This is a genomic window from Sorangium sp. So ce321 (assembly GCF_051530195.1).
GTDB lineage: Bacteria > Myxococcota_A > Polyangia > Polyangiales > Polyangiaceae > Sorangium.
Genome location: NZ_CP150329.1, coordinates 2,420,786 through 2,445,629, shown reverse-complemented (window position 1 = coordinate 2,445,629; position 24,844 = coordinate 2,420,786). Strand labels below are relative to the sequence as shown.

General features: G+C 72.7%; 20 protein-coding genes and 1 tRNA gene. 12 read left to right on the top strand and 9 right to left on the bottom strand.

Going from position 1 to position 24,844, the window contains the following annotated elements; genetic code table 11:
• Positions 1 to 13: 13 nt before the first annotated feature.
• Positions 14 to 268, bottom strand: coding sequence for a hypothetical protein (locus tag WME89_RS09525; RefSeq protein WP_438008902.1), 255 nt, complete (start codon positions 266 to 268; stop codon positions 14 to 16).
• A gap of 665 nt (positions 269 to 933) precedes the next feature.
• Here WME89_RS09525 and WME89_RS09520 point away from each other — a divergent pair.
• Positions 934 to 2,067, top strand: coding sequence for a hypothetical protein (locus WME89_RS09520; RefSeq protein WP_438008901.1), 1,134 nt, complete (start codon positions 934 to 936; stop codon positions 2,065 to 2,067).
• A 73-nt stretch (positions 2,068 to 2,140) separates the two neighbouring features.
• Here WME89_RS09520 and WME89_RS09515 read toward each other — a convergent pair whose 3' ends face one another.
• Both WME89_RS09515 and WME89_RS09510 read right to left on the bottom strand, forming a co-directional pair.
• Positions 2,141 to 3,328, bottom strand: a complete 1,188-nt coding sequence (locus tag WME89_RS09515; RefSeq protein WP_438008900.1) for a glycosyltransferase family 4 protein — start codon at positions 3,326 to 3,328, stop codon at positions 2,141 to 2,143.
• A gap of 14 nt (positions 3,329 to 3,342) precedes the next feature.
• Positions 3,343 to 4,521, bottom strand: coding sequence for a glycosyltransferase family 4 protein (locus tag WME89_RS09510; protein ID WP_438008899.1), 1,179 nt, complete (start codon positions 4,519 to 4,521; stop codon positions 3,343 to 3,345).
• Between the two features lie 216 nt (positions 4,522 to 4,737).
• On the opposite strand from WME89_RS09510, the gene WME89_RS09505 reads away from it, so the two are divergent.
• The 4 genes from WME89_RS09505 (at position 4,738) to WME89_RS09490 (ending at position 9,071) form a co-directional block, all read left to right on the top strand.
• A complete protein-coding gene (locus WME89_RS09505) occupies positions 4,738 to 5,634 on the top strand; it encodes a hypothetical protein (protein WP_438008898.1) in 897 nt (298 codons plus the stop codon).
• A 28-nt stretch (positions 5,635 to 5,662) separates the two neighbouring features.
• Positions 5,663 to 6,742, top strand: coding sequence for a nucleotidyltransferase domain-containing protein (locus WME89_RS09500; protein WP_438008897.1), 1,080 nt, complete (start codon positions 5,663 to 5,665; stop codon positions 6,740 to 6,742).
• Between the two features lie 8 nt (positions 6,743 to 6,750).
• Positions 6,751 to 7,458, top strand: a complete 708-nt coding sequence (locus tag WME89_RS09495) for a hypothetical protein (protein ID WP_437652511.1) — start codon at positions 6,751 to 6,753, stop codon at positions 7,456 to 7,458.
• A 200-nt stretch (positions 7,459 to 7,658) separates the two neighbouring features.
• Complete coding sequence (locus WME89_RS09490; RefSeq protein WP_438008896.1) at positions 7,659 to 9,071, top strand: HAMP domain-containing sensor histidine kinase; 1,413 nt, start codon at positions 7,659 to 7,661, stop codon at positions 9,069 to 9,071.
• On the opposite strand, the gene WME89_RS09485 is transcribed toward WME89_RS09490, so the two are convergent.
• The 3 genes from WME89_RS09485 to WME89_RS09475 all read right to left on the bottom strand — a co-directional run bounded on the left by WME89_RS09485 (position 9,068) and on the right by WME89_RS09475 (position 13,183).
• Positions 9,068 to 10,321, bottom strand: coding sequence for a glycoside hydrolase family 113 (locus WME89_RS09485; RefSeq protein ID WP_438008895.1), 1,254 nt, complete (start codon positions 10,319 to 10,321; stop codon positions 9,068 to 9,070). The genes WME89_RS09490 and WME89_RS09485 overlap by 4 nt on opposite strands.
• Positions 10,322 to 10,373: 52 nt before the next feature.
• Complete coding sequence (locus WME89_RS09480; RefSeq protein ID WP_438008894.1) at positions 10,374 to 12,368, bottom strand: serine/threonine-protein kinase; 1,995 nt, start codon at positions 12,366 to 12,368, stop codon at positions 10,374 to 10,376.
• A 467-nt stretch (positions 12,369 to 12,835) separates the two neighbouring features.
• Entirely contained in the window at positions 12,836 to 13,183 is a 348-nt protein-coding gene (locus WME89_RS09475) for a transcriptional regulator (RefSeq protein WP_438008893.1), read from the bottom strand.
• Between the two features lie 210 nt (positions 13,184 to 13,393).
• On the opposite strand from WME89_RS09475, the gene fusA reads away from it, so the two are divergent.
• Positions 13,394 to 15,505: an elongation factor G gene (fusA, locus tag WME89_RS09470; RefSeq protein ID WP_438008892.1), complete on the top strand. Its 2,112-nt coding sequence runs from the start codon at positions 13,394 to 13,396 to the stop codon at positions 15,503 to 15,505.
• A gap of 83 nt (positions 15,506 to 15,588) precedes the next feature.
• On the opposite strand, the gene WME89_RS09465 is transcribed toward fusA, so the two are convergent.
• A complete protein-coding gene (locus WME89_RS09465) occupies positions 15,589 to 17,220 on the bottom strand; it encodes a L,D-transpeptidase (RefSeq protein WP_438008891.1) in 1,632 nt (543 codons plus the stop codon).
• Positions 17,221 to 17,472: 252 nt separating this feature from the next.
• Between WME89_RS09465 and WME89_RS09460 the strand changes: the two genes are divergently transcribed.
• A tRNA-Arg gene (locus tag WME89_RS09460) sits at positions 17,473 to 17,546 on the top strand.
• A 147-nt stretch (positions 17,547 to 17,693) separates the two neighbouring features.
• Here WME89_RS09460 and WME89_RS09455 read toward each other — a convergent pair.
• The gene (locus tag WME89_RS09455) at positions 17,694 to 18,728 is read right to left on the bottom strand and encodes a GNAT family N-acetyltransferase (RefSeq protein ID WP_438008890.1); all 1,035 of its coding nucleotides are present in this window, start codon (positions 18,726 to 18,728) and stop codon (positions 17,694 to 17,696) included.
• A gap of 91 nt (positions 18,729 to 18,819) precedes the next feature.
• Between WME89_RS09455 and WME89_RS09450 the strand changes: the two genes are divergently transcribed.
• From WME89_RS09450 to WME89_RS09435, 4 genes are all read left to right on the top strand, one after another.
• The gene (locus WME89_RS09450; RefSeq protein WP_438008889.1) at positions 18,820 to 20,277 is read left to right on the top strand and encodes a PLP-dependent aminotransferase family protein; all 1,458 of its coding nucleotides are present in this window, start codon (positions 18,820 to 18,822) and stop codon (positions 20,275 to 20,277) included.
• Between the two features lie 214 nt (positions 20,278 to 20,491).
• The gene (locus WME89_RS09445; RefSeq protein WP_438008888.1) at positions 20,492 to 20,752 is read left to right on the top strand and encodes a SemiSWEET transporter; all 261 of its coding nucleotides are present in this window, start codon (positions 20,492 to 20,494) and stop codon (positions 20,750 to 20,752) included.
• A 302-nt stretch (positions 20,753 to 21,054) separates the two neighbouring features.
• Positions 21,055 to 21,552, top strand: a complete 498-nt coding sequence (locus WME89_RS09440; RefSeq protein WP_438008887.1) for a Kazal-type serine protease inhibitor family protein — start codon at positions 21,055 to 21,057, stop codon at positions 21,550 to 21,552.
• 266 nt (positions 21,553 to 21,818) lie between these two features.
• On the top strand, positions 21,819 to 22,469 hold the full coding sequence (locus tag WME89_RS09435) for a methyltransferase family protein (RefSeq protein ID WP_438008886.1): 651 nt from the start codon (positions 21,819 to 21,821) through the stop codon (positions 22,467 to 22,469).
• A gap of 307 nt (positions 22,470 to 22,776) precedes the next feature.
• Here WME89_RS09435 and WME89_RS09430 read toward each other — a convergent pair whose 3' ends face one another.
• Positions 22,777 to 24,099 (bottom strand): serpin family protein, encoded by a 1,323-nt coding sequence (locus WME89_RS09430; RefSeq protein WP_438008885.1) that lies wholly within the window; start codon positions 24,097 to 24,099, stop codon positions 22,777 to 22,779.
• 181 nt (positions 24,100 to 24,280) lie between these two features.
• Here WME89_RS09430 and WME89_RS09425 point away from each other — a divergent pair, with 181 nt between their 5' ends.
• Positions 24,281 to 24,829, top strand: coding sequence for a gluconokinase (locus WME89_RS09425; protein ID WP_438008884.1), 549 nt, complete (start codon positions 24,281 to 24,283; stop codon positions 24,827 to 24,829).
• The last annotated feature ends 15 nt before the right edge of the window (positions 24,830 to 24,844 follow it).

The window sequence follows — 24,844 nt, the reverse complement described above, 5'->3', positions numbered from 1 at the left end:
TTCGTGGCGATGGCTAGGCGGAGTGAACTCGCCGGCTGCACATGACGTCGGTCACGGCGTCCGCCACGCTGCGGGCCATCCCCTCTGCGATGCGGAGCGTCTGGGCCTGGTCGCCTTCCGGGGTGCAAACCCTGAGGCGTTCGATCATGTCGGCGAGCCGCCGGGCTAGCTCGCACGCCTCCGCCATGGAGGCTGATGACTCGAGGGAAGTCCTCCGGGGCGGGAGGGTGACCAGCTCTTCGGTCGGCGTCATCGAGGTTGAAATCATGCCTGGCTCCTTACGCTTCGGGTGATGCCTACAGACAGCTACAGCCGAGAGCAGGCATCGTGCCATCACCGTTCCGGTGCGTTCGCTCACTGCGGACACAACGGTTGGTGGGACCCGGCGGAGCTTGGTACTACAAAAGCGCCACAGGTGGGGCGAATTGTCTCCCACAGCAGGGACCGGATCGTTCGCTGGATAGCCAGACTCCAAAATTGTAAGCACGATGCGCGCCGTCGGGGAAAGGACCGCGCTGGCTGTCCCGAACGGCAACGTGGCGTGCGCCGGGGGAATGTGGCCGGACCCCTGGCGGCTCCATGCAGAGCGCGGTGCGGGCGGGCGGCGTCCTGCCCCGGCGCCGGGTGTCGCGTCGTCTGCCCGCTGCTGCCCCCCTGCGGGGGTCCGACGCAGCTCGCTCGACCGAGCGCCGCCTCGGGCTTCGGGCGAGGAGTCTGCGGAGCGCCGGTCGCGCGCAGCAGGATTGCGACGCAGTCCGACCGTGGTGCGTGTGTGCGCCGGAGGGGGATAGACCGCGCGCGGCGCGCGCGCTGGAGAGGTGATCTCGATCGCAGCGCCGACCGCGCTGCGGCTGTAGCAGTGCTCCGGTGACCAGGTTAGTATCGCCCCGCCGCGGCGGCCGCCGGTCCCATGCGTCGCGGTCGAGAGAGCTCATGATCGGAACACTCCAGGCGAAGATCCAGTATCTCAAGAACAAGAACCTCCACAACTGGCTCGGCGGCTACGCCCGGCAGAGGATCGAGAACGCCCGCGTTCCGCGTCCGTTCGGCCCGCGGCACCTCCTCTTCGCGGTCTGCGACCACTGGGAGCCTGGGTGGGAGAACGCCACGCCGGAGGTCGGCGATGCGCGGGTGAGGGCGTGGTCAGAGCGGTATCCCGAGATGGCCAGCGCCTACCGCGACGGGGACGGCCGGCACCCGCGCCACAGCTTCTTCTTTCCGGGGGAGCAGTACACGCCTGGATGGCTCGATGCCCTGGCGGACCTCACGCGCCGCGGCTTCGGCGAGGTGGAGCTGCACCTGCACCATCACAACGACACGGAGGAGAACCTGCGCGCCGACATCCTCAGGTACCTGGACATCCTGGGGAAGCACGGGCACTTCTCGCGCGACGCGGACGGGCGCATGCGCTACGGGTTCATCCACGGTAACTGGTGTCTGGCGAACTCCGGGCGGGACTCGCGGAACTGCGGAGTCGACGCGGAGCTCCCGCTCCTGTTCGAGACGGGCTGCTATGCCGACTACACGTTCCCCTCGGCGCCTGACGAGTCGCAGCACAGCATCGTGAATCAGATCTACTGGCCGACGGGCAACCTCGCGCGCCGGAGGGCCCACGCCGTCGGGGCGCGCGCCAAGGTCGGCGAGGTGCTGGAGGACCGTATCCTGATGATCGAGGGTCCGCTGGCGCTGACGCTGACGCGCCGGGGGAACCGGCCGCGGGTGCGGATGGAATACGGCGCGCTCCAGGCGGTCGACCCGCCGACGCCGGACCGGGTGAAGACGTGGGTGGATCAGAACATCCACATCGAGGGAAGGCCCGAGTGGGTGTTCGTCAAGGTCTACACGCACGGCGCGCCCGAGGATCAAGCGGAGTCGCTGCTCGGCGAGGGGAGCCATACGCTCCACCGGGAGCTCACCACCCGGTACAACGACGGCAAGGAGTGGGTGCTCCACTACGTCACCGCGCGCGAGATGTACAACATCGCAATCGCGGCGCTCGACGGCAAGACGGGCAACCCCGGCGACTACAGGGATTACCGCCTGAAGCCCCCGCCCTGCGCGAGCTGACCTGGAGGGAGCTCTCCCGCGAAAGCGCTCACCTCCAGACGACACGATAGGGCCGGGCGGCCAGGTGAGCGCCTCAGCCGCCCCCGCGACGCTCCCTGACGACCTCTTCCAGGAGCGCGTGATAGCGCTCCCCCACCACATCCCACGAGAGCGCGCCCACGCTCCCCCGCAGCGCCGCCGGATCCCACGCCGTCTCGAGCGCCCGGACCAGCGCATCCCCGAGCGCCTGAGGGTCGCCGGCCGGGACGAGGAGGCCGTTGCCCCCTTGCCCCTCGCGCACGAGCTCCGGCACGCCGCCCACCCGGGTCGCGACGACAGCGCGGCCCGAGGCGAGCGCCTCCAGGACGACGTTCGGGCACCCCTCGCGGCGGCTCGGCAGGCAGAAGACGTCGCACGCCGCCATGTAGTCCGGGATCTCCGTGGGCAGCGCCCAGCCGAACAGCTGCACGCGGTCCCCGAGGCCGAGCTCGCTGACCCGCACGCGCAGCGGCTCGAGCAGCTCGCCGCCGCCCACCATCATCAGGTGCACGTCGCGGCGGCCTGACCGGTCGAGGTGCGCCATCGCCTCCACGAGGACGTCCACGCCCTTCTCGGGCACGTGATAGCCGGCGTAGAGCACCACCTTCGCGTCCGCGGGGACGCCGAGGCGCTGCCGCGGCGCCGCCCGGTCCCGGATCGAGAACCGCTCGCCATCGACGGCGTTGAGCTGCACGACGACGCGCTCGCGGGGCACCCCGAGCTCGACCAGGCGCTCGCCGAGCGCCCCGCTCACCGAAACCACCCGGGCGCAGCGCTGGAGCGCCGGCGCGATCTGCGCCCGCAGCACCGCGTTCCTCGGCTGCTCGTTGATGTCGCTGCCGAGCACCGTCGTGACGATCGGCACCCCGGCCTCCCGCGCGAACGCCTCCGCAGCCACCGTGTCAGGGTAGGCCCACGCGGCCAGGATCACGTCGTAGGGGAACTCGCGGCGCAGCCCGGCCATCGTGCCCCGGAGCGACGCGTGGATCGCCCGCGCGTGCAGCCGCGGCAGCCCCGGGATCGACCAGTAGGTGGGGAACAGCGCGTCGATGCCGGTGTGCGACTCGCGCGTGCCGCCGAGGAGCTCCCGCGACGCCCCCCGCGCCCGCGTCCACCAGGGCGTCGGGGCCACGAGCCGGAGCTCGCAGCGCCGCGCGAGCGCCCTGTACGTGTGATAGCTGTACGGCGCCATCGTCGGCAGCCGCTTTGACGGATAATGATGGGTGAAGACGAGTACCTTCATCGCGCGCTCGCCCGTCACGTGAGGCTGAGATAGAGCTGCTCGTACTTGCGCGTCATCTTCTCGAACGAGAAGTCGTCGCGGACCCGGACATGCCCCGCCTCGCCGAGCCGCCGCCCGAGCGCCGGATCGCGCGCGAGCCGCTCGATCGCGCCCGCGAGCGCGTCGGGGTCGTCCACCGGGACGAGCAGGCCGTGCTCCTCGCTGCGCACGACCTCCGGCACGCCGCCGACCGGCGTCACCACGACAGGCAGCCGGCGCGCCATCGCCTCGAGCACCGCGAGCGGCAACCCCTCGTCGCGCGAGGGCAGGACGAAGAAGTCGGCCGCCAGGAGCAGATCGGGGACGTCCTTGCGAAACCCGAGGAAGCGCGCCTCCTTGCCGTGGATCCCGAGCTCTCTCGCGAGCCCGTGGATGCGGTCGCGCTCGTCGCCATCGCCCACGATGAGCACCGTGACCGCGACGCCGCGATCCCTGAGCCGCGCGAGCGCCCGGAGCAGCACGTCGTGCCCCTTCACCGGATGGAACGCGGCCGGCATGATCCCGAGGAACGCGCCGCCGGATGAGACCGCGGGCTCCGACGCCGCCGCGGGCTCCGACGCCGCCGCAGGCTCCGACGCCGCCGCAGGCTCCGACGCGGCCGCAGGCGCTGCATCCGCGCCGAAGCCGAGCTCGGCGCGCACCTCCTCGCGCGTCCGCCGCGCCGGGGTGATGTCGATGCCGTTGTGAATCACAGAGATGTTGCTGGCCACGCCCACAGCGCCGCTCTTGTCAGCGGTGTCCTGCGAACAGCCGACGACGGCGTCCGTCTCGCGCCACTCGAAGCGCGAGGGCACGCGGATGATCCCGCGCGTCTGGGCGTGATCGGTGAAGACCAGTCGCGCCCGCGTGAGCAGCTTGCCGACCGTGGCGTAGTGCAGCGACGTGGGGTTGTGCGCGTGAATGACGTGCGGCCGCCGGCGCGCGAAGGCGAGCGCCCCCTGCGCGACCCGCGCGGGGAGGCGCCCGCGCAGCACCGTGACCGGCAGCGCGCGCTGACGCGCCAGCTCCTCGAGCGGGCCGCCGCGCAGCGCGAGGATGGAGGCGTCGTGGCCGTGACGCCGCTGCGCCTCGGCGAGGCGCAGCACGAAATGCTCCATACCTCCGCCGTTCAGGCTGCTCACGGCATGGACGATCCGCAGCATCGAAGTCCCCATGAGGCTTGCTACCCGAATCGGGTCTCCTGTTGAAGAGCAAACAGCACCGCGCCACCGTCACCCACGCTGCCAACACGCCGCCAACGCGCGTGCCCTGCGCGCCAGCGCGCGTGGCGTATGGCGCGCAGGCCACGCGCACGCTGGACCACGGTACCACCTCGCGTGGCCGTCACCTCGCCTTTTGATTTGGCGAGCGGAAGCGGCTACTAGACGAGCATGAACCCTGAACTTCGGCGCGCCCTCGACCAGGGCTTGCGCCGCGTGCCAGGCATGGACAGCGCGACGCGGCTGCTCGCCGCGCGGCTCGAGACGGTAAGAGCCCTCCTCGCGCGGCGGCTCGACGAGAACCCGCTGCCCGTGCCAGACGCCGTGACCCCGAGCGAGATCCCGTCGGTCGCCGAGCTCGGCCCGGGTGACAGGGTGCTCGCCGAGCTCGATCAAGACGGCTTCGCCTTCGCGATCCACCCGGCCGACGTCGCCTTCTTCAACCGCCGGAGCGAGAAGATGCCGCGCCTGCGGTACCGGCTGCACGTCGTCCTGCACCGCGGCTACGTCTGCGTCCGCAAGCGCTTTATCGGCCAGCCGAGGAACGCGCCCCTCGACGCGCACCTCTTCGCCCTGCTCGGCCTCTTCTTCTACAATGAAGCGGCGTCGCTCCTCCGCCTGCGCGACCTCCCCAGCGTCCCGAGGATCCGCGGCATCCAGCTCACGACGCGCACCCTGTTCCTCGACTACGTGCGCGGCCGGACGCTCCAGCACCTGGTCGCCGAGCGCGGGGAGAAGGTGCTCGACATCGACCTCGCGCCGCTCGGGCAGCTGTTCGATCCAGACCGCGACCGGCGGGAGATCGAGGCCTTCACGCAGGGCGGCGGCGACGCCTACCGCGGCCGCATCGAGGAGATCGTCCGGGCGATGAACGCGCGCGGCGTCGCGCCGCTCGACGTCAAGCTGGGCAACGTGCTCGTGGGGGAGAAGACGGGCGCCCTCTACTGGGTCGATTTCGAGCGGGCCGCGCTCGAGGGCACCCCCCGCTACCGCGAGCGCCTCACCGAGCACCATGGCCTCGTGAAGCGGTGGTTCGGGCTCTCTCTCCCGGGCGACGGCGGGGCGTGAGGCGCGCCGGACGCGGCAGGAGCGAGCGATGAAGCGAGACGAAGGCGGGGCGCCGCGGAGCGCCATCGATCGGATCGGCGAGAAGGCGGGGCGGTCGTGGCCGAGCATCGAGGCGGCCGCGCGGCTCTCGGCGGAGACCCGGGCGCGGCTCGCGACGCTGCTCCGCGAGCAGATCCCGTGCGACACGAGCGCGGTGGTCTTCGGCTCGCTGGCGCGGGGCGAGTACACGACCGGCAGCGATCTCGACTGGACGCTGCTCATCGACGGTCAGGCCGACGAGGGGCACTTCAGCCAGGTCCAGGCGATCACGAAGATCCTGAGGGACGCGAAGTTCCATGAGCCGGGCCCGACGGGCGTGTTCGGCAACGTGGCGTTCAGCCACCCGATCCTCCACCAGATCGGCGGGCAGGAGGACACGAACAAGAACACGACCCAGCGCATCCTGCTGCTCCTGGAGTCGCTCGCGATCGGCAAGCCGGACGCCCACGAGCGCGTGCTCAGGCTCGTGCTCTCGCGCTACGTGGAGGACGATCGCGGGCTGCTCTACGGCAGCAAGCGCGAGATCATCCCGATGTTCCTCCTGAACGACATCGTCCGCTACTGGCGCACCGTCGCCGTCGATTTCGTCTACAAGCAGCGGGAGCGCAGCTCGGGCTGGGCGCTCCGCAACGCGAAGCTCAGGATGTCGCGGAAGCTCATCTTCGTCAGCGGGCTCATCACGTGCTTCGGGTTCGAGCTGTTCGGCAAGGACCGGACGACGTGGGCCGACGAGGGCGGGATCTCGACCCCGGCGCTCGTGCGCTTCCTGGGGGAGCGCATCCGGGTGACCCCGCTGGAGAGCCTGGCCGAGGTGCTGCTCCGGCCCTCGGTCTCCGCGGAGACGGCGCGCATGCTGTTCGACAGCTACGATGCGTTCCTCACGCTCCTGTCCAACGAGGAGGAGCGCGGCCGGCTGAAGCAGCTGCCGCTCGACGAGCACCTCGGCGATGATCCGACCTTCAAGCGGGTGCGGGACATCGGGCGCGAGTTCCAGGGCGGGCTCAACCGGCTCTTCTTCGAGGAGGATCCGGAGCTCCGCAAGCTCATCCAGACGTACGGGGTGTTCTGATGCGACCCATGGGCTACTCGACAGGGGCGCTCGCGCTGAGCGACGTCGAACGGGCGCTCTCGATGCTGGAGGGCAGCTCCGCGACCGCGGTCGAGCTCTCCGCGCTGCGCATCTCGGAGCTCAAGCCGCTGCTCCGGCTCCTCGGGTCGCTCGACCTGTCGCGGTATAGCTACGTGTCGTTCCACGCCCCGAGCCGCTTCGACGCCGCGGAGGAGCGCGTCGTCGCCGACGCGATGGCGGAGGTGGCCGCGCTGGGCTGGCCCATCGTGCTCCACCCGGACACCCTCCACGATCTCGGGGCCTGGCGGCAGCTCGGCGGCCTGCTCGCCATCGAGAACATGGACAAGCGGAAGCGGACCGGCCGCACCGTGGAGGAGCTCGAGGCGTTCTTCGACGCGCTACCGGAGGCGTCGTTCTGCTTCGACATCGGCCACGCGCACCAGGTCGATCGCACGATGACGGAGGCGCATTTCCTGGTGAAGCAGCACCGGGCGCGGCTGAAGCAGCTCCACGTGAGCGAGGTGAACGCGGGGAGCCGCCACGACGCCCTGAGCCAGAGCGCGGCCCAGGCGTTCCAGCGCGTCGCCGCGCAGGTCCCGAGCGAGGCGGCGCTGATCCTGGAAGCGCCCGCCTCGCACGAAGATCTGGAGCGGCAGATGGCGATCGCGAGGGCGGCGCTGTCGCTCCCGAGGGGCCCGGAGAAGGCGCGCGCCTGAGCCCGGCCGCGCCGCGGAGGTGGCGCCAGCGCGGCGCCTTCGCCAGGCACCGGCATCGATCCTGAAGACCCCCGGCTCGATCGCTTCGCCGGGGAGGCCTCGGGAGCTTCCGAGCACCGGCGGACGGTCCGCGGGCCCCCGAGGCGCTACGATCTGCGCGTTTTCCGGCGCGCTCACGGCGGAAATCGGGGGAAACAACGATGAAGCTGAAGACGCTCGCGGCCGCGAGCACCGCGTCGCTCGCCGCCCTCGCGCTGCTGACGGCGAGCGGCCTCACGCTCGGCACGGCGTACATGGACCGCGAGGTCACGTGCCTCTTCAACATGGTCCGGGAGGTGCGGACCATCATGGAGCTGGAGGTCCACCTGCTCTCCTACGAGCGCGAGAGCGCCCGCGTGGCGCTGACCCGGCTCCCCGAGCACGCCAGCGCGCGCGACGCGGCGGAGCGCGAGGTGAAGCGGTGGCTCGACGAGCTCCGCACCAACCCCGTGAACGCGCAGAACCCGGGCGCCTTCGGCGCGGTCGAGCTCGAGGTCGAGCGCTACCTCGCCGCCCGCGCGGGGGTGGGCGAGCGGGCGCTTCCTTCACTCGAAGCCCAGCTCGCGCGCCCCGAGGAGGCCGATCGCGCCTACGCCGCGCTCGAGCGGCTGCTCGCGGCCAAGCTCGCCGAGGCGCAGGTCGCCCGCGCCCGCGTCGACGCGGTGAACAGGCTGTCGAACACCATGAGCCTCGGGGCCGCGGCGGCGCTGCTCACCGGGATCCTCGCGGCGCTCTGGCAGGTGAGCAGGCACGTCTATGGCCCGCTCCTCTCGCTCCGCGCCGCGATCGACCGCTACGGGGCAGGCTCGCACGACGCCCGCGCGCCGCAGGGCGGGCTCGACGAGCTCCGCGCGATCGCCGTCGCGTTCAACGACATGGCCGCCGCCCTGGACGAGCAGCGCCGGAGGCAGCTCGGGATCCTCGCGAGCGTGGCGCACGACCTGCGCAACCCGCTCGCGGCGCTGAAGCTCACCGTCGACCGGCTGAGGCCGGATCGCCCCCTCCCGCCCGAGGAGCGGCTCAGGCCGATGCTCGCCCGCATCGGGCAGGAGGCCGCGCGCTGCGACCGCATGCTCACGGACCTCATGGACATCGCGCGGCTGGAAGGCGGCGAGCTCGAGCTGCGCTGCGAGGTCCGGGACGCGCGCGAGCTCGCCCAGGAGGTCGTGGAGCTCTACCGCCCGACCGCCACCGCGCACGAGCTCGGGCTATCGCTGCCCGAGGAGCCCGCCCCGCTGCGCTGCGATCCGATCAGGATCGGGCAGGTGCTCAACAACCTGGTCGCGAACGCGATCAAGTACTCGCCGCGCGGCGGCGCCGTGCAGGTCGCCGTCGCGCGCGAGGGCGCCGAGATCACCATCGCGGTCTCGGACCGCGGCGTCGGCATCGCGGCCGACGACCAGGCCCGGCTGTTCGAGCGCTACTTTCGCGCGCCGTCGTCGGGCCGGGTGGCCTCGGGCGTCGGCCTCGGCCTGTGGGCCGCGCGCCGCATCGCCGAGGCGCACGGCGGCCGCATCGAGGTGACGAGCGCCCCCGGCAAGGGCTCGACGTTCACCCTGCACCTTCCCTGCTAGAGCTCGTCCGGGTCGAGCTCCCAGCCGAAGACGCCAGGGGTGCGCGCGCGGTGCTTGCCGAGCACCTCGCCGGGCAGCCAGGGGCCGTCGGCGGCCCAGCGGGCGGTGAAGGCGTCGCGCAGCACGAGCTCCGCCAGCTTGCCCCTCGGCGAGAAGCCCCACTCGGCCTCCTGCGACACGTCGTCCGGGTCGGCGTAGAGCCGCCAGACGAAGAAGCCGGCGCAGGTGCGCGCGTCGAGGAACGGCGCCACCACCGCGGCGTAGGCCTCGGCCTGCGAGCGCTCGTCGACCACGACGCCCTTCATCCGGTCGGGCCACTCCCACGGGCGCACCGCGGGGTCGCGGCGCGTCGTGTAGCCGATCTCGGTGAGCAGGACCGGCTTGCCCCAGGCGCGCGCCACCGCGTCCACCCCTTCCGCCACCTTGCGCCCGCCGCGCAGGAGCTCCTCGAACGACGCGCCCTCGCGCTCCGCCAGCGGGTAAAACGCGTTGATGCCGATGAGGTCCAGCGCGTCGAAGATCACCGTGTGCTCGACGTCGTCCCAGTTCGCCGAGTAGGTGAGCAGCCCCGGGTACACGCGGCGCACGGCCTCGATGATCGGCAGGAAGCTCGCCGCGCGCGGCGTCGTCACCCAGCTCCGCAGCTCGACGCCCACGCTGAGCATCTCCGCGCCGCCCTCGCGCGCGACGGCGGCCCACGTGAGCAAGAACCGGCGGTACGACTCGGCCCAGCGCGCCCAGCCGGCGTCGTCGCCCGGATCGATCTGCGCCCGCCACTCGCCGCTCTCGACCCAGAGGTGCGGGACGAGCAGCACCTTGAGCCCGCGCGCGTGCGCCTGCGCGATCGCCGCGAGCACGTTGCGCCGGTTCTCCTGGAAGGGCGCCTCGAAGACGAGGTCGACGCCGGTGCCCTTGCCGTCCCACACGCGGCCGAACGGCGTCAGGCTGATCCAGGTCGCGCCCATGGCCGCCGCCTCGTCCATCGCCCGCCCGCTCGCCGCGCTGCCGTAGCCGCGGCCCGGGTGCCGCAGGTTCTCGATCGGCCCGATCGTCACGCCGCGCACGCCGCCCCAGCCCGACACGGACCAGCCCGCCGCGCCGTGCGGCAGGTGCTCCGGCGCGATCGGCGGCGGCGCGGCGTTCGCAGGAGGCGCAGGAGGCGCAGAACGCGCAGCACCGCCGACCGCCGCCGTGGACACGGCGAGCGCGGCGCCCGCCGCCCGGGCGAGCGCGCGTACCCCTCGGCTCATCGCTGGCACGGACCGCCTTATATCAGGCAAGCGCGCGGCGGTGTCGCGGACGTCACCCGCCTTCCGGGCGCTGCGCGCCGCCCTCCGCCGGCGGCTGTGGCTGCGGCTCGCGCGCGCCCTCCGCCGGCTGCGGCGGCTGCGGCTGCGGCTCGCGCGCGCCCTCTGCCGGCGGCGGCGGCTGCGGCCCGCTCACGCCCTCCGCCGGCGGCGGCGTCCCCCGCCTGCCCGCATCGCGCTGCTGCAGCGCTCGCGCGGTGTCCTCGCGCCACTTCCGCTCGCGCTCGAGCTTCTCGCGCCGCTGCCGCTCGCGCTCGACCTCGTCGTAGATCACCTCGGGGCGACGCGGCTGGTACCGGCCTGCCCCGGGCGCCGCGGCCTGCGGCGCCTCGACGTCCGGGCCCGCGGCGCCCACGGCGTCCAGCTCGGCCGCCGGGGGCTCCGGCAGGGGCGCCGGCTCGGCGGGCGCTGCCGCGGCCGGCCGCCTGGCCGCAGCGGCGGAGCGCGCCGCCTGGGCCGCGCGCCTCGCCACGCCCTTCGCCGCAGGCTGGGCGCCCCTGCCAGCGTCGAGCGTGTGCGCCTGCACGAGCCAGACGCCGCCCAGCCCCGCGAACAGCCCGAGCACCGCGAGCGCGACCGCGAGCCGCCGGGGCCACGGCGAGGGCCCGCGGCGCACCACCGTGAGCCGCTCCGTCTCGGCCGGCGTGACGCGCAGCGCCGCGTCGGTGCTGACACGCTGCGCCGCCCTGCGGCCGACCGGGATGGGCGTCTCCTCGTCCGAGGGCCGCTGCGGTACGTTCGCGGCCGGATCGGACGACCGCCCGGGCGGGGTCACCGTGACGACCGGCGGGGGCGGCGTGCGGCTCGCCCGCAGCTGCTCACCGCCGTCCCACGACGCGCCCGCGTGCGAGACCAGCGTGACGTCGGAGTGGCTGCCTCTCCCGGGAGAGTCCCACTTGGCCGTCGTCTCGAGGTCGCGCATGAGATCGTCGGGCGACATCCGCGGCAGGTCGGCCAGCGTGTCGGCCTCCCACTCGTCGGCGCTCGGATCGGGGGCCGGCTTCGCCATGCGGACGGTCTCGTCTTCTGCCCGGAGCGCCTCCCACACGCGCTCGGCCGCGTCCTCCGAGCCCTCGCCCCCGAAGCGCGCGAGGGAGAACGCGAGCTTCGCGACGTCCGGGGGGCGCGCCTCCGGGTTCTTGTCGAGGCAGCGCAGCAGGAGCGCCCTCAGCTCGGCCGGCTCGACGTGCGCGGGGAAGGGCGCGGGCGGCTCGTTCAGGACCCTGGTGCAGACGTCGAGCTCGGTGGGCGCCTCGAACGGGCTCGCGCCGCAGAGGAGCGCGTAGGCGACAGCGCCGATCGACCAGATGTCGGCGCGCTCGTCGATGCCGCCCGCGGACCGCATCTGCTCGGGCGCCATGTAGAGCAGCGAGCCGCGCATGGCGCCCGAGGCGGCGTTCGGGCCCTCGCTCTCGACGCCGCAGGCGACGGCCGAGACGCCGAAGTCGAGCACCTTCACGCTCGGCGCGCCGTCGCCGAAGCTGATGAACAGGTTCTCGGGCTTGATGTCGCGGTGGAGGAGCCCGGCCGCGTGCGCCTCGGCGACGGCCTCGCAGATTTGCAGGAGGTACTTCACCGCCTCCCTGACCCGGAGCGGCCCGCGGCGCTGCAGGTAGCTCGCGAAGTCGGACCCCTCGAGGTACTCGCTCACGATGAACGGCGCGCCGCCGTCGACCCCGAGGTCGAGGACCCGCGCGACGTGCCGGCCCGAGAGGGAGCGCGCGGCGTGAGCGCCCCGGAGCAGCCGCTCGACGGCGTGCCGGTTCTGGGCGATCTTCGGATCAACGCGCTTGAGCGCGACGTGCCGGCCCGACTGGAGGTCGGTCGCGAGCTGGACGACGCCCACGCCGCCGGCGCCGATCCGGGTCTCCACCGCGTACCTGCCGGCGACGACCTCCCGCCTCCCCGGGCCGCCCTCGGCCGCCCGCGACGCGTCGTTCCGCTCCGGTGCGGCCGCGCGATCCTCTGCTCTGGGCTTCAGCGACGTCAACGCACGGCCTCGATGTGTGTCCCGCGAGCTCCGCGGGTGGAGTCGAACCTGTCCTCTGAATAGCAGATTCAGAATGCTGCTATCGCGTCCATGACGTGTCGTCTAGCGACACATCCGCACGGGAGTGTCCTTTCTGTGCTGGCCGGCCAGCTGGCCGGCCGGCCACGCAGCCGCACGCAGCCACACAGCCATGCCCGGCCGTGCAGCGCCCATGCGCGCTCCTCGCGATCCCGCCGCGATCCCGCCATGCCCGGCCGCGCATCGCTCCTGCGTATGTCGCTGGCAGCCTCCAGCCGTCCCCGGCCGTGCAGGCATGAACGTCGCTGGCCGCCTCCAGCCGTCTCCGGCCGTGCCGGCATGAGCTCGCAGACCTGCAGCCGTCCCCGGCCGTCCGGCCTGCTGCCATGCGCCGTCCGCGCCGTGCAGCCACGGTCGCCTCGCCGTCTGGCCGCGGCCGTCCACGCGGCTCACGGTGGGAGGCCCAGCAGGAGCGCTACCACGTAGTCGATGCCGCTCATGACCAGGACGATCGCCGACGTCGACGCCGCGCCGAGCCCGAGCGCCTTCAGCGCGCTCCAGCGTCGTGTCCGGCCCGCGGTCAGCCGCCCGCGCTGGACGTCGCGCGTGACCCAGCACCACCCGAGCATGGACAGCGGGCCGAACGCGTAGAGGGCGGCGCCCCATGTCGCTCCGTTCCAGCAGGCATTGCGCTGCTCCGGCGTGACGGGCGTGAGCCGCCGGCGGTCCCAGAGCTGGAGCGCGAGCGGCAGCGCGATTCCGAGCACCATCTGGATTGCGAGGCGGAGAGCGCTCATGTCGCGCGCCGAGCTCCCGCGCGCCAGACCCGATCAGGCAACGCCGGACACGCGCTGTCCACTCGAGCACGCCGCAGCGCGTCGCGGCAGAGCTCGGGTGAGCGACGCGCCGCACGTCTTCGCTGTCCTTGCGCGTCCGCGTCGAGGAAAGCGCCGCGAAAATCGCCCACCGGCCTTCTCGTTGCCGACGGGGATTGATACGAACGAGGGATGACAACGACTGAGGCAGGGGACATCAGGAACGTTGCAATCATCGGGCACAAGGGGGCTGGAAAGACATCGCTTGCCGAGGCGATGCTGTACGTCACCAGGGCGACAGGCAAGCTCGGCAAGGTGGACGACAGATCGAGTGTCCTCGACGATACCGCCGAGGAAAAAGAGCACGTTTGCTCGTTCGAGGCGAGCGTCGCGCACCTCTCCTGGGGAGGGAAGAAGATCAACCTCGTCGACACGCCAGGAGAGGGGAGCTTCCTCGCCGAGACGCGGCTCGCCCTCGCGGCGGTCGACGCGGCCATCGTCGTCGTGAGCGGCAAGGACGGCGTGCAGCCGATCACCGAGCGCGTCTTCGGCTGGGTGAAGGAGGCGAAGCTGCCGTGCCTGATCGTCGTCACGAAGGTCGACGCCGAGAACGCGCGGCCCGACGAGGTGCTCGCCGACGTCCGCGCGCGCCTCAAGGCGCCTGTCGCGGTGATGGAGGAGCACATCGGCGAGGGGCTCAAGTACCGGGGGGTCGTCGCGCTCCGGACGAAGAAGGCCTGGCTCGACAAGCCCGAGGCCCCCGCCGCCGCCGCGGGCTCCCCGGCGCCGGCCGACGTCGCCGGCGCCGTCGAGAGGGCCCGGGGCAAGCTCGTCGATGACGTCGCCGGCAGCGACGACGACCTCACCGAGCGGTACCTGACCGAGGGCGATCTCACGCAGGAGCAGCTCGATCAGGGGCTCCGCGCCGCGGTCCGCCGGGGGGCGCTCGTCCCGGTGTACTTCGCCTCCGGGGTCCGCCCGAGCGGCGTCGCCGCGCTGCTCGACGCCATCGTCGAGCTCCTGCCGCCGCCCGCCGAGCGCCCGGCGTGGAGCGGCGTCGTCCCGAGCAGCAAGCCCGGCGCCGCGCCGCAGCCGGCCGAGCGGCCGGCGGCGGCGGACGCGCCGGCGGCGGCGTTCGTCTTCAAGACGTCGATCGATCCGCACGCCGGCCGCACGTCGTTCGCGCGCGTGCTCTCCGGCGTGCTCCGGCCCGACGCCGCGCTGCTCAACGCGAGCACCGGCGTCGCGGAGCGCCTCGGCAAGATCCACGTCGTCGTCGGCAAGGACCACAAGCCCGTGGACGAGGCGCGGGCCGGGGATATCGTCGCGCTGCACAAGCTGAAGGCCACGCTGAGCGGGCACACGGTCTGCGACGACAAGCAGCCGTTCCTGCTCGGCGCGCCGGAGCTGCCGCCGGCGCTCTTCTCGCGCGGCGTGCGGTTCGACGCGAAGGGCGGCGAGGACAAGGTCGGCAACGCGCTCCACCGGCTGACCGAGGAGGACCCGGGGCTCACCGTGCACCAGGACGCGTCGACCCGCGAGCTCGTCGTCTCGGGCCTGGGCGCCCTGCACCTCGAGATCACGGTGGAGCGCATCCGTCGGCGCGTCGGGATCGACTGCCGGCTCGGCCCGCCGCACATCGCGCACAAGGAGACGATCACGCGGAAGGCCGCGGGCGTCGAGGGCAAGCACAAGAAGCAGACCGGCGGCCACGGCCAGTTCGGCGTCTGTTACATCGACATGGAGCCCTTGCCGCGCGGCGGCGGCTTCGTCTTCGAGGACGCTGTCGTGGGCGGCGCGGTGCCGCGGCAGTTCATCCCCTCGGTCGAGAAGGGCATCGTCAAGGCGATGTCGAAGGGCGTCCTGGCCGGCTACCCGATGGTCGACGTCAAGGTGCGGCTCATCGACGGCAAGTACCACGACGTCGACTCGTCGGACGCGGCCTTCCAGATGGCGGGCAGCAAGGCCTTCAAGGCCGCCGCGGCGCAGTGCGCGCCGGTGCTGCTCGAGCCGATCGTGCGGCTGTCGGTGACGGTGCCGAGCGCCGCGATGGGCGACATCATCGGCGACATCAACAGCCGCCGCGGGAGGATCATCGGCACGGACTCGGTCGAGGGCCAGACGATCGTGAGCGCGTTCGTCCCGCTCTCCGAGGTGCTCGAGTACGAGTCGAAGCTGAAGAGCATGACCCAGGGCAAAGGCACGTTCACGATGAGCGTCGAGCACCTGGAGATCTGCCCGCCCGTGGTGCAGGACAAGGTGATGAAGGAGAGCGGCTTCAAGGCCGAAGCCGACGAGGACTGACGCCGCGCCCCGCGGCCCGTCCCCCCGGCCCCGCGGCGGCGAGCCGCGCCGCGGGCCGCGTCTCTGGCGGCCGGGCCGCCCGGCTACGGATGGATGTGGACGATCGTCCCCTCCCCCGTGGCCTTCCCCGTGCTCACGCCGTGCCACCCTTCGGGCACCGGCGGATCGGTCCAGAGGAACACCCGGCGCGCGTCGATCGGCGACAGGTTGATGCACCCGTGGCTGCGCGGCTTGCCGTAGTCGTCGTGCCACGGCGCCGCGTGGATCGCGTAGCCGGCCTCGAAGTACTGCACCCACGGCACGTCGCGGAGCTCGAACTTGTTGTCGACCTCGTGCGCGTCCATCGTCGTCGTGACGTGCTTGTCGCGGATGCGGAACGTCCCGCGCACCGTGGAGAAGGTCTTCCTGGGGTCGCCGAGCCCGTCGCGGCCCGTCGCCGCCGCGGTCGCGAAGACGGGCTTCTTGCCCTCGTAGAGGACGAGCGTCTGGCTGAGGATCGAGATGTCGATCCACTTCACGTTCCCCTGCGCGAACGACGGCAGCTCCGAGGGCTTCACCGCGATGGCGACGTCGGAGTCGCGCACCCACGTCCCGTCCTTGGCCTCGACGAGGCGCGCGCCGCCGACCTTCTTCGAGCGCCCCGTGAGCTGCACGGCGGTGTGCCAGGGCAGCTCGCCCGCCTTCTCCATCTCGCCGCCCGAGATGTCGTAGCGCCTCGCGTCCTGCCGGTGCACGAACGCGAGCGGCAGCTCCCAGCCCTTGGTCATGTCGACGCCGTGGAAGGTCGAGCCGCGCGCGGGCTTGAGCTTCGAGGTCGGCACGAGCCGCGCGTCGGTGGTCAGCGCGAAGCGCCGCCCGCCGTCGCCCATGAAGGTGTCGATGAGCGCGAGCCCCGCCTTGCGCGCGATCCGGTTCGTGATGATCGCGTAGCCCGGGACCTTGAACGACGAGATGTTCGGGAGCTGCCGCCCGCCCTTGAAGAACCAGGGGATCTCGTCGCTGCCGTTGCCGCCGAAGAGCTCGCTGTCGCCGAGCTCGGGCGGCTCGGCGGGCGGGTCGCCGACGGCGTTGCCCAGCGCGTCAAGGGGGACGTCGTTGGCGCCGACCTTGATCTCGTCCCACTTCTTCTTGAGCTTCTTGTAGCTGCGGAGGTGCCGCTCCAGGCTCATCTCGTACTGGAGCTGCTCCTTCGTGGAGGGCATCCGGTAGTAGTTCGGCGCGATCGCCCTGACGAACGCGTACGGGTACGGCATCGGCCTGGACAGGTCGGGCCGCCGCGTGAGCGCCCGGAGGATCGGGTGCTGCATGTCGATCGTCGCGTCGCCGTCGGCGCACATGTACCCGGCGGGCAGCACGCGGAAGTAGCCGCCCTGGCAGTCGTCGAACGAGACGGGCTTCTCCCCGCGGGGCGCCGTCCCGCCCGCGCGGAGGTAGCCGAGCTTCGGCGAGCGGCGGTCCGCCTTCTCGTAGATGGGCGCGACCATCTGCACGGCGCCGATGCGGGGCCCGTCCACGCGCGGGAGGGTGGCCGGGTCGTTCTCGGACGTCGTCTGGGCCGCGCCCGCGGAGAGGCTGATGATGCCCTCGGGCGTGGCGTTCTCCCCGCTGCTGCAGGCCGGCAGGACCGGCGAGGCGAGGGCGGCGACAGCCAGGGCAAGCGGGAGGGAGCCGCGCGCGGGGGCCGAGATCGCAGAGCTTCGCTGTCGGGCATCCATGGCCTGGGGATGCCGGACAGACGGTCCGGTGGCCAAGTTTTGGCCGGCGCCGCGGTCTCGCAGGGCAGGGCGACGCCGCGGGGCCCCGCGGGTGGGACGGCGCCGCGCGATCTGATCCGGGGAGCGTCCGCGGGGGCAGCGAGGCGATCAACGATGGCGACGACGGCGACGGTGCGCGATGGTGCTGGAATGGGGTTGCGCTGGAGCCCGGCCTTGGGTAGGTTCGGGGCCCTCGCGAAACCCCGCGAGAGTGCGCCACTAGCTCAGCTGGATAGAGCGTCGGCCTCCGGAGCCGAAGGCCAGTGGTTCGAATCCACTGTGGCGCGCAGGGTTCTCGTCGGGCGGCCCGGCGAACCGGGCAACCGTCCGGCGAACCTGGCGCCCGCGACGGCCGGGTCAAGCCGTGGCCGCGCCCGGAGAGACCCGCGGAGGAGCTGGACCGGGCACAGCGGGAGGATGCTCCCTCGGGGTCGCTATCCCCTGGTGAGCACCATCTCGGTCGACACGAAGGGCCGCGGCGGCAGGTCCGCGCGGTGCTGGAACCCGAACCGCGCGTAGAACGTGTGCGCGTCCTGGGTGCCCAGGTGGACGTGGAGCGCGCCGCGGACCGCCGGGTGATCGAGCAGCAGGCGCACCACCGCCTCCCCCACGCCGAGGCCGCGCAGCGACGGGGCGACCATCACGTCGAACATCCACGCGCGCTTGCTCCCGTCGCTGATCGCCCGCGCCGTCGCCACGAGCCGGCCCGCGCCGTCGCGCGCGCCCACCCACGCCGGCGAGCCGAGCTGCGCGCGCGCGAGCGCCTCGCGCGACACGCCCTGGTTCCAGTAGGCGCCCTCCAGCAGAGCCACGGCCGCTTCCACGTCGCGCAGCCCGAGCGCGCACGCGAGCGCGCACCCCGCCGGCGCGCTCAGGAACGCGGGCACCGGCGTGTCGGGGCACGCCGCGCGGAGGGCCTCGATCGCCGCAGGGTCCCCGGGCAGCCCCCGCTCCCAGAGACGCGTGAGGAGCCGCGCCCGCTCCTCGGGCGCGCGGTTCTGCGCGAGCTTCGCCTTGCCGTCGAGCCGCTCGAGCGGCACCGCGAGCACGAGGATCCCCGCGATCGCCTTGCGGTAGAGCGGGCTCGCGGCGTCGAGCGGCGTGTAGCCGCCCTCGGGCTGGTACTTCCGCATCAGGGCCTCGAGCACCTCGGCCTTGTGCTCCGGGTCGTCCACGCGCTCGATCACCCCGTGCACCTGCGCGCTCCGGTAGAGCGTCGTCGCCGGGCAGGCGCGCTCCGGATCGGTGAAATAGCTCGGAATCGACGCGACGATCTCCTCGCACGAAACGACCGCGGGCCGCCCCACGATCTCGGTCTTCTCGCCCGCGGGCGCGCCGTGGAACGCGATCGCCCCGCGCACGAGCGCCCCGTGCACCGTCCGCAAGAGGGGCTCGCCCTCCGCGGTCGTCGAGGCCACGTGCACCACCGGCGCGCGCGCGATGAGCGCCTCGGCCTCGGCCCGATCCATCCGAAAGATCTCTCTGCGCATGGGCGGAGACTGCCGCGCAGCTGGTACGTCCAGAAGATCCGGATCGGAGATTTCTGCTAGACCAGTCCGCATGCCCTGGGAGCTCTCGCTCGCGGTCGATCCCGCCGCGCCGCAGCCGATCTTCCTGCAGATCGCGCGCGCCCTGTCCGACGACATCCGCCGCGGCCGGCTCCGCGCGGGCGCCGAGCTCCCGGGCAGCCGCGCGCTCGCGCGGTCGCTCTCGGTCCACCGCAACACCGTGCTCGCCGCGTACCGCGAGCTCGCCGCCGAGGGCTGGATCGAGGCGAGCGCCGCGCGCGGCACCTTCGTCGCGGCGGAGCTGCCGTCGCCGTCGCCCCGCCGCTTCGCCCGGCGCGCCGCCGCCCGGGCCGAGGTGCCGGCGAGGCTCGGCTTCGACCTCGGCGCGACCTCCCTCCGGCCCATGCCGCTCGTCCCGCCGGACACGCTCCGGATGAGCGGCGGCCTGCCCGACATGCGCCTCGTCCCGACGGCGGAGCTCGCGCGGGCCTACCGCCGCGCGCTCCGCGCCGAGCCGAAGCGGCTGCTCGACTACGCCGATCCGCGCGGCAACGAGCGCCTCCGCGCCGCCCTCGCCGCGATGGTCTCGGCGGTGCGCGGCCTCGCCGCCGGCCCGGAGTCGGTCCTCGTCACGCGCGGCAGCCAGATGGCGATCGACCTCGTCGCGCGCGCGCTGCTCGCGCCGGGCGACGCTGTCGCCGTCGAGTCCTACGGCTACCGCCCCGCCTGGGAGGCGCTCCGCCTCGCTGGCGCGCGGCTCGTCCCGGTGCCGGTCGACGCCGCGGGCCTCTCGGTCGACGCGCTCGCGGAGCTCGCCGATCGCGAGCGCCTCCGCGCCGTCTACGTCACCCCGCACCACCAGTACCCCACGACCGCGGTGCTCGCGCCGGGCAGGCGCGTCGCGCTCCTCGAGCTCTGCCGGCGCCGCCGGATCGCGCTCATCGAGGACGACTACGATCACGAGTTCCACTACGACGGCCGCCCGGTGCTGCCGCTCGCCAGCGCGGACGCGGCCGGCGTGGTCGTCTACGTCGGCACCCTGTCGAAGATCCTCGCCCCCGGGCTCCGGCTCGGCTTCGTCGTCGCGCCCGAGCCCCTGATCGAGCGGCTCTCCCTCCACCGCACCTTCGTCGACCGGCAGGGCGACCACGCGGTGGAGCGCGCCGTCGCCGAGCTGCTCGAGGACGGCGAGGTGCAGCGCCACGCGCAGCGCGCCCGGCGCGTGTACAGGGCGCGGCGCGACCTCCTCGTGGAGGCGCTGCGCGCGCGGCTCGGCGGCGCGCTCGACTTTCGCGTGCCCGCCGGCGGCATGGCCCTGTGGGCCAGGGTGGACGCCGCCATCGACGCGGACGCGTGGGCGGAGCGCTCGCTCGAGCGCAAGGTGGCGTTCTCGCCGGGGCGGCGGTACGCGTTCGACGGCAGGAAGCGCCCCTTCCTGCGGCTCGGCTTCGCGGCGCTGGATGAGGAAGAGATCCGCGACGCGGTGGAGAGGATGGCCAGAGCGCTCTGAGCGGCGAGGCCGGCGGCCCGCCTTGCCTCCGCGGCCCTCCGCCGCGGAAGGTGCGCGCGCAGGCGGCAGCCGGGAGATCCCCTCTCTGCGCGTCCGGCGGCGGCGCCTGTTCCTCGGGACCGAGGCACCTCGACAAAACATCCGTATCTCCCTGTCTCCCCGGGTAGTCCTGCCCTATGCAGCAGGGGCGAACCGAAGGGATACGAAGAAACAGATGCAGCCAGAAGTAGTGACCGCGCTCGGCCTTGTCGCGGCGAGCCTCACCACGATCTCCTTTTTACCGCAGGTGCTCCGCACGCTGCGCACGCGCGACACGAGCTCGATCTCCGTCGGCATGTATGCGACCTTGGTCACCGGCGTGGGCCTGTGGCTCATTTACGGCCTGCTCACCGGGGACGTGCCGATCATCATCGCCAACGCGATCACGTTCGTGCTCTCGGGCATGGTGTTCATCCTCAAGCTCCGATACGGCTGAGCCGCCCTCCTCCGTCGCTGGACGGCGACCCAGCCCACCACGCCTGCGCCGAGGCCAACGCCGCTCGGCCGCCCCCGGGTCGCCAGCGAGGCCTCTCCCACTGATTCCGCTGAGGCCGATATTTTTCAACCTTGCTTGACAGAGCATTTCGCACGTCCTAGTACCTCGCCAGTCCGAGGCAGCAGACGAGGGCGCAGCTCCTCCAGCGAACCACGTCGGGCATTGCGCGCCTGGGGCAGGGGTCGGATCTGCGTCGAGATCGCCGCGTGCCATGGACTTCCTTTATCCGGAGAGGTTGATTCATGAGACGATTCGACGGACTGAGTATTTTGCTCGCGCTCGCGGCGTCGGGCTGCGCGGTGTCCACGGAGATGGACCTCGCGCCGGTCGGGGCAGCCGAGGGCGCGCTCGAGCCGGAGGTGGTGAGCGCGGCCGCCGCGGAGCTCGGCCAGGCGCCCCGGGGCGCCGCGGCCTGCGGCGCGGCGTGGGTCGGTGACGGCGGCTGCGCGCCCGATACCCGTGCTCCGATCGCCGAGGTGGGGGAGAGCTGCGGTGGCTTCACGCGCGGCCCCGCGCCCGTGTGCGCCGCGGGGCTCTATTGCAGCTACACGCCCGAGGACGTGTGCGGCTGGGCGGACGCATCGGGCTTCTGCGCGGAGCGACCTGCGTCCTGCGCGGAGGTCTACCTGCCCGTCTGCGGCTGCGACAACCGGACTTATGCGAACGCCTGTAAGGCCGCTAGGGGCGGCGTCGCCGTCTACGCGCACGGCGAGTGCGAGGCCGCGCCGCAGGAGGAATGATCAAGCGCCCTCCGCAAGCGCAGAGAGCGCCGCTCCCCCTCGCGAAGAACACCGCCAGGCTGTCCCCGGCAGACAGCGTGTGTCCCTGGGCCCCCGCCGCCGCGGCGCGCTGCGCCCGCGCTGGATGGCTGACGGGTGGTTCGCGGGCGATTGACGGCGATTGACGGCGATTGACGCATACGACACGACGTAAAGCCGTGCTGGCTTGACCGCGCTCGCGCCCGCTCTCACCCTCTATCGTAAGGGGGATCACAATGAATGGCGCGGTGCTCTACGACCTCGCGATGCGGCTCCCGCTCGCCTTCCTGATGTTCTATAACGCCCTGTTCGTCGGGCGTGATATCCATGCTCACCTGTTTCTCTGGCGCGGGCCCACCGGGCTCACGTACGGGACGACGCTGGCGGCGCTCCTCGCCACCGAGGCCTACCTGCTGCTTGTCGCGACGCTCACGCTGGTGCGCCTCCGCCCGCTGCGCAAGCTGAAGGGCGTCGTGCCTCGCGTCACCGCGCTCGCCGCCGGCCTCCTGCCGGCGAGCCTGGCGTGGCTGCCCAAGGTCCCGCCGACGCCCGGGCGCCAGATGGCGGGCACGCTGCTCATCGTCATGGGGATGGCGCTCGCGGTGGTCAGCATCGGATGGCTGGGCAAATCGTTCAGCGTCATGCCCGAGGCGCGCCGCCTCGTCATGGGCGGCCCGTACCGGTTCGTGCGCCATCCTGTCTACCTCGCCACGATGATCCAGGGCGCCGGGCTGATCCTGCTCTATCCATCGATCGCCGCGCTCCTGATCTACACGACAGAGATGGCGTTGCAGGTCATCCGCATGGGGTACGAGGAGCGCGTGCTGCGCGAGACGTTCCCCGAATACGACGACTATGCGCGCCAGACCTCCGCGCGGCTCGTCCCCCGCGTCTACTGACATCGCACGTCGCACGTCGCACGTCGCGCTCCCCTCCCCTCACCGCGCGAGCCGGACGAACCGGATGAACCGGGCACCTCGCCTCCAGCGACTGCGCGACAAAATGCCACGTGTGTCGCAAGGGCGCCCAGCGCGGCGAGCGACGGATCCAGAGCGCGGAAGATCGCGGTGAAGGGATATCCGGGGTGGGGGCGCCGCGATCCGATCGCGAGAGGAAGAGCGCCTCGACGAGCTCAGCACCGCGCGCCGGCGCGGGTGTCACCGGCAGCGGGGAGCGGCGGCACCGGCGCTGGGCGGACTCTGCTGCTCACTCGGACGGGTTCATCACGCGGCCGACGAACAGGACCGCCCCGGTCTCGATGTCCCGGATGAAGAAGAGGAACGGACGGTCGAAGCGGATGGTGGCGGGCTCGGGCGCCGATGTCTCGCCGATGACCACCGCCGTCGCCGCCGCCGCCTCGGTGCCCGCCTCGTCCACGGAGACGAACGCCTTGTGGAGCACGTCGCTGATGAAGAGCCCGCCTTGCCCGTCGATGCCCGAGAAGTCCGCGAGGCCGGTGAAGGCGATGGGCATCCCCAGCTCCGCGAGCTGCGGGACGAGGTCCAGGGTCGACTCGAACTTGAACTTCGGCAGCGTCATCGTGACGCTGCGCGTCCCGAGCGAGCCGATCACGCCCTCGAGGCGCTCCCGGTCGAGACCCGCCTCGAGCTCCCCGCCCTCGGCCGGGAGCACGAGCACCATCGACAGCTCGCCGCCATCATAGGGCAGCTCCAGGGCCTCGTAGCCGTCGCCCTCGCCATAACCGACCTGCGCGCTGCCGTTCATCATCGGCACGGAGACGGCGGTGCCGTCCAGCAGGGTGAAGTCGCCCGGGGCCGTGTCCTCCTCGCCAAAGGGGAACTGCCAGGCTGCGTTGAAGTAAACGGCGTTCGTCAGCACCAGCCGGGTCGCGGGCCGGATGGCGCCCTCGGGCAGGATGTCCTTGATCCGGTCCTCGGTGCGCTCGGCGACCCAGCCGTTGATGATCCCCCGCGCCTCGTCGGGCGCCTGCGCAAAGTCGACGACGCGCAGCCCGGCCCCGTAGCTCTCCGCGAGCACGTCGAGGAACGACGGCGCGAACGATGAGCCGACCTGCCCCCAGAGCGCGTTGGCCACCTTGAGCCGGAAGCCCTCGCCGTCCTTGCCCTCGGCGCCCTCGCCGCGGCGTGCGAGCGCCAGGTCGAGCGCGTTGAACGCCGGGTGCAGCCGCTCCTGCGGCAGGGTGAAGCGGAGCGCGCCCGCCATCTCCGTCTCCGTCGCCCCGCGCGCGCCGGCGTACGTCATCGCCAGCGCGCTCGACATGCTGTAGGGCGAGTAAAAGAGGTTGCCCGGCATGCCGGCGAGCTGCTGGTAGAGGGCGAGCGCGAAGTCCGTGTTACCGCGGACGAGCTCCTTGAGGTCGGCCGCCGGCACGGCAGGCTCGCTGATCCGCCGCTTGTCCGAGGCGACGACGCAGCCCGCCGTGCCCGGATCGCTGCACGCCGAGGGCTGCGGCCCGGGCTCGGGCTGCGGGTCGACGCTGTCGGAGTTGCAACCCGCGAAGATCAGGGACAATGGCAACAGGACGGCGGAGATCGGAGGCCTACGCATGCCGCCCGGCAGAGCAGGGGACGTGCCGGAGCGCCGCGACAGGGCCGCGGCACAGGAGCTGCGCTGCGCCGGCCCAGCGGTTGCGCTCGCTGGCGCCGCAGATCAACGCGCCGTGACCGCGGGGTCCGGAGGCGGCCCACTGCGGCGCACGCCAGCGGCGGTGCGTGCGCCGCAGGCGCGCATGGTAGACTGCGCCCGCCATGCGGAGAGACCGAGAGGCAACCCTCGAGGAGGCGCGGCGCCCGTGATCGTGATCGTGATGGGCGTGAGCGGCGCCGGCAAGACGACGGTGGGGGTACAGCTCGCGCGCGAGCTGGGGTGGGCGTTCGTCGACGCCGACGACCTGCACCCCGCCGCGAACATCGAGAAGATGCGCTCCGGCAAGCCGCTCGACGAGCAGGACCGGGCGCCGTGGATCGCCGCGCTCGTGGCGCGCATCCGCCAGGTCCTCGACGAGGGCCGCAGCGCCGTGATCGCCTGCTCGGCGCTCAAGGAAGCTCACCGCGCGCAGCTGCTCGTCGACCCCGCGCGGATGCGCCTCGTGCACCTGACCGGTGATCCCGCGCTCATCGCCGCGCGGCTCGCGACGCGGGCGCACCACTTCATGCCCCCCGGCCTCCTCCCGACGCAGCTCGCCGCGCTGGAGCCGCCCGAGGACGCCCTCCGCGTCGACGTGGGCGGGACCCCGGAGGAGATCGCCGCCACCATCCGCCGCGCGCTCGGCCTGTGAGCCGGGCCCGCCCCG

What these genes read in the sequence shown, in the direction of transcription:
- WME89_RS09525 (WP_438008902.1), bottom strand. Translation starts at nt 268, where the DNA reads ATGATTTCAACCTCGATGACGCCGACCGAAGAGCTGGTCACCCTCCCG.
- WME89_RS09520 (WP_438008901.1), top strand. Translation starts at nt 934, where the DNA reads ATGATCGGAACACTCCAGGCGAAGATCCAGTATCTCAAGAACAAGAAC.
- WME89_RS09515 (WP_438008900.1), bottom strand. Translation starts at nt 3,328, where the DNA reads ATGAAGGTACTCGTCTTCACCCATCATTATCCGTCAAAGCGGCTGCCG.
- WME89_RS09510 (WP_438008899.1), bottom strand. Translation starts at nt 4,521, where the DNA reads ATGGGGACTTCGATGCTGCGGATCGTCCATGCCGTGAGCAGCCTGAAC.
- WME89_RS09505 (WP_438008898.1), top strand. Translation starts at nt 4,738, where the DNA reads ATGAACCCTGAACTTCGGCGCGCCCTCGACCAGGGCTTGCGCCGCGTG.
- WME89_RS09500 (WP_438008897.1), top strand. Translation starts at nt 5,663, where the DNA reads ATGAAGCGAGACGAAGGCGGGGCGCCGCGGAGCGCCATCGATCGGATC.
- WME89_RS09495 (WP_437652511.1), top strand. Translation starts at nt 6,751, where the DNA reads ATGGGCTACTCGACAGGGGCGCTCGCGCTGAGCGACGTCGAACGGGCG.
- WME89_RS09490 (WP_438008896.1), top strand. Translation starts at nt 7,659, where the DNA reads ATGAAGCTGAAGACGCTCGCGGCCGCGAGCACCGCGTCGCTCGCCGCC.
- WME89_RS09485 (WP_438008895.1), bottom strand. Translation starts at nt 10,321, where the DNA reads ATGAGCCGAGGGGTACGCGCGCTCGCCCGGGCGGCGGGCGCCGCGCTC.
- WME89_RS09475 (WP_438008893.1), bottom strand. Translation starts at nt 13,183, where the DNA reads ATGAGCGCTCTCCGCCTCGCAATCCAGATGGTGCTCGGAATCGCGCTG.
- fusA (WP_438008892.1), top strand. Translation starts at nt 13,394, where the DNA reads ATGACAACGACTGAGGCAGGGGACATCAGGAACGTTGCAATCATCGGG.
- WME89_RS09465 (WP_438008891.1), bottom strand. Translation starts at nt 17,220, where the DNA reads ATGGATGCCCGACAGCGAAGCTCTGCGATCTCGGCCCCCGCGCGCGGC.
- WME89_RS09455 (WP_438008890.1), bottom strand. Translation starts at nt 18,728, where the DNA reads ATGGATCGGGCCGAGGCCGAGGCGCTCATCGCGCGCGCGCCGGTGGTG.
- WME89_RS09450 (WP_438008889.1), top strand. Translation starts at nt 18,820, where the DNA reads ATGCCCTGGGAGCTCTCGCTCGCGGTCGATCCCGCCGCGCCGCAGCCG.
- WME89_RS09445 (WP_438008888.1), top strand. Translation starts at nt 20,492, where the DNA reads ATGCAGCCAGAAGTAGTGACCGCGCTCGGCCTTGTCGCGGCGAGCCTC.
- WME89_RS09440 (WP_438008887.1), top strand. Translation starts at nt 21,055, where the DNA reads ATGAGACGATTCGACGGACTGAGTATTTTGCTCGCGCTCGCGGCGTCG.
- WME89_RS09430 (WP_438008885.1), bottom strand. Translation starts at nt 24,099, where the DNA reads ATGCGTAGGCCTCCGATCTCCGCCGTCCTGTTGCCATTGTCCCTGATC.
- WME89_RS09425 (WP_438008884.1), top strand. Translation starts at nt 24,281, where the DNA reads ATGGTAGACTGCGCCCGCCATGCGGAGAGACCGAGAGGCAACCCTCGA.